Annotated in this window: 12 protein-coding genes and 1 pseudogene; 10 read left to right on the top strand and 3 right to left on the bottom strand. The window is 71.4% G+C overall.

Annotated elements, in window-relative coordinates:
• The 8 genes and pseudogenes from NP777_RS43585 to NP777_RS43550 form a co-directional block, all read left to right on the top strand.
• A pseudogene (locus NP777_RS43585) lies at positions 1 to 426 on the top strand (hypothetical protein); the annotation flags it as partial.
• Positions 423 to 1466, top strand: a complete 1044-nt coding sequence (locus NP777_RS43580; RefSeq protein ID WP_256655743.1) for an ABC transporter permease — start codon at positions 423 to 425, stop codon at positions 1464 to 1466. The pseudogene NP777_RS43585 and the gene NP777_RS43580, both read left to right, overlap by 4 nt.
• Complete coding sequence (locus NP777_RS43575; RefSeq protein WP_256655742.1) at positions 1463 to 2434, top strand: ABC transporter permease; 972 nt, start codon at positions 1463 to 1465, stop codon at positions 2432 to 2434. The genes NP777_RS43580 and NP777_RS43575 overlap by 4 nt, the downstream gene beginning before the upstream one ends.
• A 29-nt stretch (positions 2435 to 2463) precedes the next feature.
• Entirely contained in the window at positions 2464 to 3549 is a 1086-nt protein-coding gene (gene rhaS, locus NP777_RS43570) for a rhamnose ABC transporter substrate-binding protein (protein ID WP_256655741.1), read from the top strand.
• 15 nt (positions 3550 to 3564) lie between these two features.
• The gene (locus NP777_RS43565; RefSeq protein ID WP_256655740.1) at positions 3565 to 3885 is read left to right on the top strand and encodes an L-rhamnose mutarotase; all 321 of its coding nucleotides are present in this window, start codon (positions 3565 to 3567) and stop codon (positions 3883 to 3885) included.
• Positions 3886 to 3969: 84 nt separating this feature from the next.
• Positions 3970 to 5397 (top strand): BNR repeat-containing protein, encoded by a 1428-nt coding sequence (locus NP777_RS43560; protein WP_256655739.1) that lies wholly within the window; start codon positions 3970 to 3972, stop codon positions 5395 to 5397.
• A gap of 2 nt (positions 5398 to 5399) precedes the next feature.
• The gene (locus tag NP777_RS43555) at positions 5400 to 6425 is read left to right on the top strand and encodes a LacI family DNA-binding transcriptional regulator (protein ID WP_256655738.1); all 1026 of its coding nucleotides are present in this window, start codon (positions 5400 to 5402) and stop codon (positions 6423 to 6425) included.
• 115 nt (positions 6426 to 6540) lie between these two features.
• On the top strand, positions 6541 to 7560 hold the full coding sequence (locus tag NP777_RS43550; protein WP_256655747.1) for a LacI family DNA-binding transcriptional regulator: 1020 nt from the start codon (positions 6541 to 6543) through the stop codon (positions 7558 to 7560).
• Positions 7561 to 7610: 50 nt separating this feature from the next.
• Here NP777_RS43550 and NP777_RS43545 read toward each other — a convergent pair whose 3' ends face one another.
• Together NP777_RS43545 and NP777_RS43540 are read right to left on the bottom strand one after the other, a co-directional pair.
• Entirely contained in the window at positions 7611 to 7970 is a 360-nt protein-coding gene (locus NP777_RS43545; protein ID WP_256655737.1) for a universal stress protein, read from the bottom strand.
• A 32-nt stretch (positions 7971 to 8002) separates the two neighbouring features.
• The gene (locus NP777_RS43540) at positions 8003 to 9562 is read right to left on the bottom strand and encodes a sugar porter family MFS transporter (RefSeq protein WP_256655746.1); all 1560 of its coding nucleotides are present in this window, start codon (positions 9560 to 9562) and stop codon (positions 8003 to 8005) included.
• 191 nt (positions 9563 to 9753) lie between these two features.
• Here NP777_RS43540 and NP777_RS43535 point away from each other — a divergent pair, with 191 nt between their 5' ends.
• Entirely contained in the window at positions 9754 to 10764 is a 1011-nt protein-coding gene (locus tag NP777_RS43535; protein WP_256655736.1) for a LacI family DNA-binding transcriptional regulator, read from the top strand.
• Here the strand turns inward: NP777_RS43535 and NP777_RS43530 are convergent.
• Positions 10735 to 11889 (bottom strand): NAD(P)-binding domain-containing protein, encoded by a 1155-nt coding sequence (locus NP777_RS43530; RefSeq protein ID WP_256655735.1) that lies wholly within the window; start codon positions 11887 to 11889, stop codon positions 10735 to 10737. The two genes, NP777_RS43535 and NP777_RS43530, sit on opposite strands and share 30 nt — an antisense overlap.
• Before the next feature lie 433 nt (positions 11890 to 12322).
• Here NP777_RS43530 and NP777_RS43525 point away from each other — a divergent pair, with 433 nt between their 5' ends.
• Positions 12323 to 12943, top strand: a complete 621-nt coding sequence (locus NP777_RS43525) for a class I SAM-dependent methyltransferase (protein WP_256655734.1) — start codon at positions 12323 to 12325, stop codon at positions 12941 to 12943.
• Positions 12944 to 12945 lie beyond the last annotated feature (2 nt).

Raw genomic sequence — 12945 nt, 5'->3', positions numbered from 1 at the left:
GGTGCGAGCGGGCACTCCCACGCCACCGGTGCGAGTGGGCTCCCTCATGCCACCGGTGACACGGGCGCCGGCGGGCCCACCGGTGCGAGCGGGCCGACCGGCGTCACCGGTGCGAGCGGGCGCTCCCATGCCCCCGGCGCGAGCGGGCACCCCCATGCCACCGGTGACACGGGCGCCGGCGGGCCCACCGGTGCGAGTGGGCTCCCTCATGCCACCGGTGACACGGGCGCCGCCGGGCCCACCGGTGCGAGCGGGCCCACCGGCGTCACCGGTGCGAGCGGGCACTCCCACGCCACCGGCGCGAGTGGGCTCCCTCATGCCGCCGGGCCCACCGGCGCCGCCGGGCCCACCGGCGCCACCGGGCCCACCGGCGCCGCCGGGCCCACCGGCGCCAACGGCGCCACCGCAGAAGGGACGCGCACGTGAGCGTGACCATCGAGAAACCCGACAAGCCCGCCACCGCCCCGCAGCCGGCGGGCTCGGCCCGCTCGCTCGTCGACGCCGTCTTCCGCGCCCGGGAGATCAGCATCGCCGGTGCCCTGGCGCTGCTGGTGCTGTTCACCTGGATCGCCGAACCGCGCTTCCTCGACGACCAGGGCATCAAGGACCTGCTGCTCAACGCCGCCATCCTGGTGCTGCTCGCGGTCGGGCAGTCGGTCGTGGTCATCACCCGCAACATCGATCTGTCGGTCGGCTCCGTGGTGGGCCTGTCCGCCTTCGCCTGCGGGAAGTTCGTCTCCGGCACCGACCACGGGGCGCTGACGGTCCTGGCGCTCGGCCTCATCGTCGGCGCGGGCTGCGGCATCGTCAGCGGGGCGCTGGTGAGTTTCGGACGGGTGCCCGCGCTGGTGGTGACCCTCGGAATGCTCTACATCATCCAGGGCGTCGACTACTGGTGGGCGCAAGGCGAGCAGATCAACGCCGCCGATGTGCCGGAGTCCGTGCTGGATCTCGGCAGCGGCAGCGTGCTGGGCATCCCGTATCTCCCGCTGATCGCCTTCGTGGTGCTCGCCGGGACCGCGTACGTGCTGCGCACCTACCGCGGCGGCCGTGAGCTGTACGCCATCGGCTCCAGCCCGGAGGCCGCCCGGCTGGCCGGGGTGCCGATCCGGCGGCGGGTGCTGGCCGCGTATCTGTTCTCCGGCGCCGTCTCGGGCTTCGCGGGCGCGCTGTGGCTGGCCCGCTTCGGCACCGTCGTCGCCGACAACGCCCACGGCTGGGAACTCACCGTGGTCAGCGCGGTGGTGGTCGGTGGCGTCGCCATCGTCGGCGGCACCGGCACGGTGTGGGGCGCGGCGCTGGGCGCGCTGCTGCTCACCACCATCGGCAGTGCCCTGGCCGTGCTGAAGGTCGACTCCTTCTGGCAGGACGCCATCGCCGGTGCGCTGCTGCTGGCGGCGATCAGCGTGGACCGGATCGTACGGGTGCGCATGACCCGCGCGCTGAGGAAGAGGAGCGCACGATGAAGCTCAGGTGGGACACCGCCGTCGGGGTGCTGCTGGTGGCCGTCTTCCTCACCGGCCTCGGCACCACGGACGGCTTCGCGAGCCGTGACAACCTCGCCTTCGCCTTCAACGACATCGCCGAGGTGGCGCTGATGGCGCTGCCGATGACGCTGCTGGTGGTGGCCGGGCAGGTGGATCTGTCGGTGGCCTCGATGCTCGGCCTGTCCAGCGCGCTCACCGGCCAACTGTGGGACGCGGGCTGGGCGTTCGAGACCATCGTGCCGATCGTGCTGCTGGTCGGGGTGGCCGGCGGGCTGCTCAACGGCTGGCTGGTCACCCGGGTCGGGCTGCCCTCGCTGGCCGTCACCATCGGGACGCTCGCGCTCTACCGGGGGCTGGCCTCGGTGGTGCTCGGCTCCAACGCCATCACCGACTTCCCCGAGACGTACGCCAAGTGGGCCGTGGACACCACCACCGTGCCCGGCACCTTCCTCACCTATCCGGTGACGCTGTTCATCGTGCTGGCCGCCGTCGCCGCCGTGGTGCTGCACGCCACTGGGGTGGGCCGGTCGCTGTTCGCCATCGGCGCCCAGGAGGACGCCGCGTACTTCGCGGGCATCCGCGTCAAGCGCGTCAAACTGCTGCTGTTCGTGGTCAGCGGACTGGTCTCGGCCTTCGCGGGGGTCGTGTTCACCCTGCGGTACGGCAGCGCGCGGGCCGACAACGGCCAGGGCTTCGAAATGCTCGTCATCGCCTCCGTCCTGCTGGGCGGCGTCGACTTCGACGGCGGCAAGGGCACACTGTTCGGCGCCGTCGCCGGAGTGCTGCTCATCGGCGTCCTGAAGAACCTGCTGACCCTCAACGACGTGGCCAACGAGGTCCAGGTGATCGTCACCGGGCTGCTGCTGGTGGCCTCCGTCCTCACCCCCCGACTGATCGCCACCGTGAGCGCCTGGCGTCACCGGCGCGCCGCCGCCTCGACCAGCTGATCCACCCACGCACCGCGAAAGGTCTTCTCATGAACCAGCGCTTTCCCGCGCGCCGCCGACGCGCCGCCGCCACCGCCGCCGCGGTCTGTGCCCTGGCCGTGGCCCTGGCCGGCTGCGGCGGCACCACCAAGAACGACAACGACAACGGCGGCGCCGCCAAGAGCGACGCCAAGGCCGACCCCGGCGCCCCCCTGAAGAAGGGCCTCAAGCTGGCCTTTCTGCCCAAGCAGATCAACAACCCCTACGAGAAGATCGTCGACGAGGCGGGGATCACGGCCGTCGGGGAGTTCGGCGGCAAGGGCAAGGAGGTCGGCCCGTCCGACGCCAGCGCCTCCTCCCAGGTGTCGTACATCAACACCCTGGTCCAGCAGCGCCAGGACGCCATCCTCATCGCGGCCAACGACCCCAACGCGGTGTGCGGCCCGCTCAAGCAGGCCATGAAGAAGGACATCAAGGTGGTGGCGTACGACTCCGACACCGCCCCGGCCTGCCGCCAGCTCTTCATCAACCAGGCCAGCTCCGAGGAGATCGGCCGCAGCCAGGTCCAGCACCTCGCCGAGCAGCTCGACTACAAGGGCCAGATCGCGATCCTCTCCGCCACCCAGAACGCCACCAACCAGAACACCTGGATCCGCTTCATGAAGGACGAGCTGAGCAAGCCCGCCTACAAGAACATGAAGCTGGTCAAGACGGTGTACGGGGACGACGACGACCAGAAGTCCTTCCAGGAGACCCAGGGCCTGCTCAAGGCGTACCCCAAGCTCAAGGGCATCATCGCGCCCACCACGGTCGGCATCGCCGCGGCCGCCCGCTACATCAGCGGCTCCTCGTACGGGGGCAAGGTGGTGCTGAACGGCCTCGGCACGCCCAACCAGATGCGCAAGTACGTCAAGGACGGCACCGTCGAGCAGTTCGCGCTCTGGGACCCCAAGAAGCTGGGCTACCTCGGTTCGTACGCCGCGGCCGCGCTCGCCTCCGGCCAGATCACCGGGGCCGAGGGGGAGAAGTTCAAGGCCGGGAAGCTGGGCGAGTACACGGTCGGCAAGAACGGCGAGGTCATCCTCGGCCCGCCCACCGTCTTCGAGAAGTCCAACATCGACAAGTACCACTTCTGAGGCGGGCGGTCGGCGATGCGGCGGGTGTGTTTTCTGCTGAAGGTCCGCCAGGACCGGATCGAGGAGTACCGCGAGCGGCACGCGGCCGTGTGGCCCGAGATGCGGGCGGCGCTCTCGGAGACCGGCTGGCACAACTACTCGCTCTTCCTGCGCGAGGACGGGCTGCTCGTCGGCTATCTGGAGGCCGAGGACTTCGAGGCGGCCCAGGCCGCGATGGCCGCCACCGAGGTCAACGCCCGCTGGCAGGCCGAGATGGCGCCCCTCTTCGAGGCGCTCGACGGCGCCAAGCCGGACGAGGCGATGAAGCCGCTGACCGAGGTCTTCCACCTCGAGTAGGCCCCGGGCCGGGGCCGCCACGCCCCGGACCCGCCGCATGGCCCCCGCACCGGCCCGTCCACCGACGCAGAACGGAGACTCAAGATGAGACCCCTCGCCGCCGTCGCGCTCGCCACCGCCCTGCTCGGTGCGGCGACCACGGGCGCGGGCGCGGCCCCGGGCTCCACCGCCGCTCCCGGCCCGGCCGTCAGCCAGCTCGCCGACACCCAACTCGACGCCAGGGCCGTCTACTTCGTGTCGTACGACGGCCTGGTCAACAACAACGCCTTCCAGAAGAACGGGCTGCTCACCTACAAGGGCTATCAGTACGCCGCCTGGTACACCGCCGATCGCAGCGCGGTCATCGGGCGCCGCGCCCTCACCCAGCGGAGCTGGCAGACCGTCACCCTGCCGCACCGGCTCACCGCCGACGACTCCCACAACGTCATCTCCATGGGGATCTCGCGGACCGACGGCCGGCTGCACCTCAACATGGACTCCCACAGCAGCGGCTTCTTCTATGTGAAGTCGGTGGCCGGGCTGGTGGACGACCCCGCCGGACACCCCTGGACCACCGGCCAGTTCGGCGCCGTCCAGACCACCCTCGACGGCCTCGCGCTCACCTCCCAGTTCACCTACCCGCAGTTCATCGCCACCCCCGAGGGCAGACTCCAGCTCAGCTACCGCGTCGGCGTCTCCGGCAACGGCCGCAACGCGCTCGCCGAGTACGACGGCACCAAGTGGAAGGCCCTCGGTGAGTGGTCCTCGGCCACCGGCACCTACCGCAGCGAGCACGGCTCCAGCACCGCCCGCAACATGTATCTGCACGGCATCGACTACGGGCCCGACGGCCGGCTGCACGCCTTCTACACCTGGCGCGAGCAGAACAACGCGGTGATGTGCGCGAGCGGTGGCCTCACCAACCACGACACCGGCTACGTCTACAGCTCCGACCGGGGCCGCACCTGGCGCACCGCGGCGGGCGCCGTCGTCGGCGCCACCGGTGGCTCCGACACGGTGGCGGTCGGCGACGCCGGAACGGTCGTCGACCCCCTCAATCCCGACCACTCGCTGATGAACCAGGAGAGCCAGGCCACCGACTCCACCGGCGCGCCCCACGCCCTGATCAGCTACGTCCCCGGCCGCTTCGGACAGTGCACCACCGACTACGTGGCCGACCGGACTCGATACGGCCGTACCTTCCACGTCTTCAAGGACACGGCAGGCACCTGGAAGAAGACCGAGATCCCGGTGGCCCCCGGCTCCACCCAGCGCAGTCACCTGGTCTTCGACGCTTACGACAACGCCTACGCCGTGATGCCGTACGGCCGGATCGTGGCCGCCTCCAAGTCCTCGGGCTGGACGGACTGGAAGACCGTCTACGACGGCAGTGGCCTTGACGCCTTCGGCGAGGTCGTCGTGGACGACACCAGGCTCGCCCAGGACGGCGTCCTGTCGTATCTGTACCAGCGGAAGTCCAGCGGCAGCACACCCTCCGCACTCCGCGTCGTCGACTTCGCCCTCCCTTCCTGACCATGGCACCAGGCGTGGGCATCAAGGAGGTGGCGCGCGAGGCCGGGGTCTCGGTCGGCACGGTCTCCAACGTCATCAACCGCCCGGACTCGGTGTCCGAGGCCACCCGCGACCGGGTGCAGGCCGTGATCGAGCGCCTGGGCTACGTACGCCAGGAGTCCGCGCGCCAACTGCGGGCCGGCCACAGCCGGATCATCGCGCTGCTGGTGCTGGACATGGCCAACCCGTTCTTCGTGGACGTGGCGAGTGGCGCGGAGCGTGCGGCGCGGGAGGCGGGTCTTGGGGTGATGGTGTGCAACAGCGCGCAGAGCCCGGAGGAGGAGGCCGACTACCTCGGGCTCTTCGCCGAGCACCGGGTGCGCGGGGTGCTGATGACCCCGGCCGATATGACCGGGCGCAACCTCGCCTCCTTCCGGCGGCAGCCCATCCCCTTCGTCCTCGTGGACCGGGTGCTGCCCAGCGCCGAGGGGTGTTCGGTGTCGGTGGACGATGTCACCGGCGGTGAACTCGCCGTCCGCCACCTTCTGGGCCTCGGCCATCACACCGTCGCCTATGTGAGCGGGCCGATGCGGCTGGCCCAGTGCCGCGACCGCCGCGAGGGCGCGCTGCGCGCCCTGCGCGAGCGGGGGCTCGGCGAGTCCGCGCTGCGCCAGGTCGAGGTGGACCGGCTGGACGTGACCTGCGGCCGGGACGCGGGGGCCCGGCTGCTGGGCATGTCCCCGCGCCCGACGGCGGTGTTCTGCGCCAATGACCTGCTGGCGCTGGGGGTGCTGCAGTCGCTGTACGGGGCCGGGGTGTCGGTGCCGGAGGAGGTGGCGCTGGTGGGGTACGACGACATCGAGTTCGCGGCGGCGGCCGCGGTGCCGCTGACCTCGGTGCGCCAGCCGGCGTTCCGGATGGGGCGTACGGCGGCCGAGCTGCTGATCGAGGAGACGGGGGAGCGGGCCGGGGACCACCGCCACCAGCGGATCGTCCTCCAGCCCGAGCTCGTGGTCCGCGGATCGAGCCTGGTGCGCTCGCGCGGCTGAGCGGGGCCCGGGGCCCGCGGCGGCCCGGTCCCGCCCGACCGGTCGAACAGCGCACTACCATGTTCCCGCGGCCGTGGTGGGTCGCGGGAAGGCGGAGGCCCGGGTCGTGGGACGCATGGTGGGGATCAAGGACGTCGCGCGGCAGGCGGGAGTGTCGGTCGGTACCGTCTCGAATGTGATCAACCGGCCCGAGATGGTCGCCGAGGCCACCCGCGACCGGGTGCAGGCCGTGATCGAGCGCCTGGGCTACGTACGCCAGGAGTCCGCGCGCCAGTTGCGCGCCGGGCGCAGCCGGATCATCGCGCTGCTGGTGCTGGACATGGCCAACCCGTTCTTCGTGGACGTGGCGAGCGGTGCCGAGCGTGCGGCGCGGGAGGCGGGTCTTGGGGTGATGGTGTGCAACAGCGCGCAGAGCCCGGAGGAGGAGGCCGACTACCTCGGGCTCTTCGCCGAACACCGGGTGCGCGGGGTGCTGGTCACCCCGGCCGATGTCACCGGCGCCAACCTGGAGGGCTTCCGGCGCCACGACATCCCGTTCGTCTTCGTGGACCGCGAGGTGCCCAGCGCCGACGGCTGCTCGGTGTCGGTCGACGACATCGAGGGCGGCGCGCTCGCCGGGCGCCATCTCATCGCCCAGGGCCACCGCTCCGTGGTCTACGTCAGCGGTCCGATGCTGCTCCCGCAGTGCCAGGACCGGCGCACCGGGCTGCTCGGCGCGTTCGCGGAGGACGGGCTGCCGGAGGAGGCGATGGTGCACATCGAGGCCGAGCGGCTGGACGTGGCCTCGGGCCGCGACGCGGGCGCCCGGCTGCTGGGGATCTCACCCCGGCCGACGGCGGTGTTCTGCGCCAATGACCTGCTGGCGCTGGGGGTGCTGCAGGCCCTCTTCGCGGCCGGGGTGTCGGTGCCGGGGGAGGTGGCGCTGGTGGGGTACGACGACATCGAGTTCGCGGCGGCGGCCGCGGTGCCGCTGACCTCGGTGCGCCAGCCGGCGTTCCGGATGGGGCGTACGGCGGCCGAGCTGCTGATCGAGGAGACCGGCGACGAGGCCGCCGCCCACCAGCACCGGCGCATCGTGCTGCAGCCGGAACTGGTGGTGCGGGACTCCACGTTCGCGTCCAGAGCGGGCGCCTGACCTGGGGTTCGCTGATCCCGGCGGGGTCGGGAAAGGCGCCGGGGGCACCGTCAGGCCGGGGGTTTGACCGCGACGACGGGGACGGGGCTCTCCAGCAGCAGCCGCTGGCTCACACTGCCCAGCAGCGCCTTGCCCACCGGCGACCGCCGGCGGAGGCCGATGACCAGCCGGTCGACGTCGGGCCGGGCCTCGATCTCGTCCAGTACGGCGTCGACCGGGTCGCGGTCACCGGGGCCGCTGCGCTCGACGACCGTGGTCGCCGGGTCCTCGGGCACCTCGGAGCGGTCCAGCGCCGACAGACGCAGATTGACCAGTACCAGATCGGTGTTCAGCAGCCGGGCCTCGGCGACTCCCGCGGCCAGCGCGTGGTCTCCCTCGCGGCCCTCGGCGATGGCGGTGATGACGGTCATGGTGGGTGGGCCTTCTCTCGGGGCGGGGCGGGTCAGGAGTAGCGGGCGCGGAAGTCGTCCTCGAGCTCTTCCAGCGAGCGGCCCTTGGTCTCCGGAACACAGGTCGCGATGAAGACGATGGCCAGCACACCGAAGGCGGCGAAGCCGAAGAAGGTGTTCGAGATCCCCATGGCCTTCACGACCGGCGGGAAGCCGAGGGCGACCAGGGCGTTCGCGAACCACAGCACGAAGATGCTGATACCGATGGCCAGGCTGCGGATCTTCAGCGGGAACATCTCGGAGAGGATCAGCCAGACCAGCGGGCCGATGGTGGCCTGCATGGAGAAGACGAAGAGCACGACGAACACGAGAATGAGCCACGCCTTCGCGGTGCCCTCGGGCATCAGCAGCGCGGAGAGACCGACGAGCAGGTGGAAGGTGGTGGTCAGGGTGAACCCGCCGAGCAGCATGGTGCGGCGCTTGATCTTGTTGATGACCGACACCCCCACCGCGATGCCGATGACGCTGAAGGCGCCGTTGAGGGTGTTCGCGATGATGGCCGAGTCGCCCGAGAACCCGGCGTCGCCGAGTAGCTGCGTACCGTAGTACATGACCGAGTTGATGCCGGTGAACTGCTGGCAGATGCCGAGGCCCGCCCCGATCAGGATGAGCAGGCGCACCCAGCGCACCCCGAGGTCCACCCGGCCCGCGGTCTTGGCGACCCGCTCCTCCTCGGCGAGCCGGTGGACCTCGGCCATCTCCGCCTGGGCCCGCTCGGGGGTGCGGACCTGGGACAGCACCGCGAGCGCCTCCTCGTCACGGCCCTGGGAGACCAGCCAGCGCGGGCTCTCCGGCAGCCGCAGCATGCCGATGAACAGCCCGATCGCCGGAAGGACGGCGACCAGGAGCATGAGCCGCCAGATGCCGTCCGTCTCGCCCCAGAGGTTGAAGATGACCGCGTTGATGACGAACGCGGCGAACTGGCCGGTCACGATCATCACCTCGTTGCGGGTGACGATGGAGCCGCGCCGTTCGGCCGGGGCGATCTCGGCCAGATACACCGGAACCGTCGCCGAGGCGCCGCCCACGGCGAGGCCGAGGATGAAGCGGAAGAGGGCCAGGACCTGCCAGCTCGGCGACAGGACGCAGCCCAGAGTGCCGACCATGAACACCAGGGACAGCATCAGGATGTTGTGGCGGCGGCCGTGCCGGTCGGACAGCACTCCGCCGATCATGGCGCCGAAGGCGGCGCCGAAGATGAGGTTGCTGACGACGACGCCCTCGGTGAACGCGGTCAGCCCGAGGTCGGCGGTGAGCGGATCGAGGGCGCCGTTGACGACGCCGGTGTCATAGCCGAACAGCAGTCCGCCGAAGGTCACGATGACGGCGACCAGCCCGAGCCGCCGGGAATGGGGGCCTTTGGTATCCGCGGGCAGTTCGATGGATGTCGGGTGTGAAGAGGTTCCGGTCATGAGTGGTGCTCCCCGACGTTGTCGATCGTCAGGCCGATGTTCATCGTCGTGTCTCCTCGTGGAGCCGGCGGAAGGTGTGGTGGCGCCCCGACAGGTGCGGTTGTTTCCCGGCGTCGGGTAAGTGGCCGCCCAGCCAGCCACGATCGTGCGGCTGCGGAGAGCCTTTGTCTGTTTGTCAGTACAACTAGTACGTACAAGTGCCACGTACTATGAGGGCGGTGTGTGATGCATGTCAAGACATGAAGCACGAGGAGGCTGGGATGGGGGATCCAGGGGGCGCCGGCCTCTCGGGCGGGCCGGGAGTCTCGGCGGGGCGCCCCAAACGGCCGACCATGTCCGACGTCGCCGCGCGCGTCGGCGTCTCGCAGGCCCTGGTGTCACTGGTGTTCCGCAACCAGCCCGGCGCGAGCGCCGAGACGCGGCGACGGGTGTTCCGGGCGGCCGAGGAACTCGGCTACCGTCCCGACACCGCCGCCCAGTTGCTGCGGCGCACCCGGAGCCGGCAGTTGGGCGTGCTGTTCACCATGCGCCATCCGTACGACGTGGGAATCGTCGAGGCCCTCTACCCCGCGGCCCAGAAGCACGGCTACACCCTCGTGCTCAATGCCATGATCGCCACCCGCGGCGAGCGCCAGTCGATGGAGGAGCTGCTCGGACTGCGCAGTGAAGCCGTCATCACCATTGGCGCGACGTCCAGTTGGGAGCATCTGACCACGGGCGTCGGCCGGGCCCCCATCGTGGAGATCAACCCGCGCACGAGAGCCGCCGGTGTGGATGTCGTCCGGACCGCGGAGACCAAGGGGATACGCCAGGCCGTCGACCACCTCGTGACACTGGGACACCGCGCCATCGCGCACATCGACGGCGGCGCCATGCCCAGCGCCGACCAGAGGCGACGCGGCTACCGCGCCGCCATGCGCCGCCACGGACTCGCCGACCACATCCGGGTGCTCCCCGGTGACTACACCGAGGAGTCCGGCGCCCGCGCGGCCCGCGACCTGCTCGCGCGCCCCGAGCTGCCCACGGCGGTCATCGCCGGGAACGACCGCTGTGCACACGGCCTGCTCGGCACGTTGCTGCGCGCGGGCGTCCGGGTGCCCGAGGACGTGTCCATCGTCGGCTACGACGACAGCCAACTCGCCCGGCTGTCCTTCATCGACCTGACCTCCGTACGGCAGGAGGCCGCCGAGGCGGCCGAACTCGCCGTCCGGGCGGCCGCCGAACGGCTCGACGAGGGGCGCACCGCCGACCGGGACATCGTCCTCGACCCCACCCTCGTGGTCCGGGGCAGCACCGGCCCGCCCCGCACCGGGTCAACGCTCGACGGCGATCATCTCCGGTGACCGCGGGCCGACCGGCGGCGCCGGGTGCCGGTCGGCGTCCAGCAGCTCCTGGGCCGGGTTTCGGTCGGCGTCCAGCAGCGCCTGGATCTCGTGTACGGCCGCACGGCCCGCCCGGTTGGCGCCGACCGTGCTGGCCGACGGCCCGTAGCCGACCAGATGCACCCGCGGGTCACGGACCGCCCGGGTCCCCTCCACGGCGATCCCGCCACCCCGCTCACGCAGCCGCAGCGGGGCGAGATGGTCGATCGCGGCACGGAAACCGGTGGCCCAGAGGATCGTGTCCGCCTCGACATGGCGCCCATCCGCCCAGGCCACCCCGTCCGGAGTGATCCGCTCGAACATCGGCAGCCGGTCGAGGACGCCCTTCTCCCGGGCACGCAGCATCGGCTCCGTCAGCGGCAGCCCGGTCACGGACACCACGCTCTGCGGTGGCAGTCCCCGCCGTACCCGCTCCTCGACCAGCGCCACCGCCGCCCGCCCCTGCACCTCGCCGAACGGCCCCTCGCGGAACACCGGCGGGCGCCGGGTCACCCAGGTGGTCTCCGCCGCCACCTCCGCGATCTCCAGCAGATGCTGCACCCCGGAGGCCCCGCCCCCGACGACGATCACCCGCCGCCCCGCGAAGGCCTCGGGCCCGGGGTACCGCGAGGTGTGCAGTTGCCACCCCCGAAAGGTCTCCTGCCCGGGGTAGCGGGGCCAGAACGGCCGGTCCCAGGTACCGGTCGCGTTGATCAGCGCCCGTGCGGACCAGGTCCCGGCCGAGGTCTCGACCAGCAGCCGACCGTCCTCCCCGTCCCGTACGGCGTCGACGTGCACGGGCCGGATGACCTGGAGATCGAAGGCGCGCTCGTAGCGTGCGAAGTAGGCCGGGATCACCTCGGACGAGGGCCGGTCGGGATCCGCGTCATCGCTGGTCAGCCGCATACCCGGCAGGTCGTACATCCCGTGCACCTTGCCGTACGTCAGCGACGGCCACCGGAACTGCCACGCCCCGCCGGGTGCGGGCGCGTGGTCGAGCACCACGAAGCCCGCCCCGGGTTCGTACCCGGCCCGCCGCAGATGATAGGCCCCGGACAACCCCGCCTGCCCGGCACCGATGACCGCGACGTCCACGCTGTTGTTCATGTTTCTACTAACTCTGCTCGGTCGCGGTCTCTTCCCGGTCCTCCAGTCGCCGCCCCCGGCTCTCCGCCACCCGCAGCGCATCATGCAGCGCCTCGGCGAGCCGGGCGGGGGCGCGGCGCCGTCGCCGTCCGCCGGGCCGGTGGGGCAGCCTCTCCCGGGTACCCCCTCTCCGAATGCTTGATCTGACGCAACTAATTTGTCAAACGTTTTCCAGGGGTACCCCCACCCCCCGCCGCAGTCCGGACCGGTCCTCGACATGAGCCGACGGGGGCCGCCACCGCGCCGCGTCCCACCGGCCCCGGTGGTCGGCGACGGAGTCCGGCCAGGGCACCCCCGGCCCCATGCTCAAAGGCGCCGAAGGCGCGAACGGCGCCGCACCGACGCACCAAAACCGTTCGCGGAACGCACCCGCCCCCAACTACCGTGCTCCGCCGTGGACATCGACGATCCCAAGGACGTGGTCAGGCGCGGATACGACGCGCTCTCCCGTCACTACGAGCAGTCCTACGGCGCCGAGACCAAGTACCAGCCCTGGCTCGGCGTCCTCCAACAGCGCATCCCGCCCGCCGCCACCGTGCTGGACCTGGGGTGTGGCTCCGGCCTCCCAGTCGCCCGCGTACTCAGCGCCGCAGGACACCGTGTGACCGGTGTCGACATCAGCGGGGAGCAGGTCCGCCGGGCGCGGGAGCTGGTGCCGGAGGCCGAGTTCCGCGAGGCCGATGCCACGGCGGTGGAGTTCCCGGCCGCCTCCTTCGATGCCGTGGTCTCCCTCTACGCCCTGATCCACATCCCCCTGGACGAACAGCCTCCACTCCTCGCCAGGATCGCCGCCTGGCTCCGCCCCGGCGGCTGGTTCCTGGCCACCACCGGGCACACCGCCTGGACCGGCACCGATGACAACTGGCTGGGCGGTGGCGCCACGATGTGGTGGAGCCACGCCGACGCCGCGACCTACCGTGACTGGCTCACCCGGGCCGGACTGACCGTCGAGGGCGAGGAGTTCGTCCCCGAGGGCGACGGCGGCCACGCCCTGTTCTGGGCGCGGCGGCCGTGACG

This window comes from Streptomyces rugosispiralis, assembly GCF_024505145.1.
Lineage (GTDB): Bacteria > Actinomycetota > Actinomycetes > Streptomycetales > Streptomycetaceae > Streptomyces > Streptomyces rugosispiralis.
This window is presented reverse-complemented; position numbering and strand designations above follow the sequence as displayed.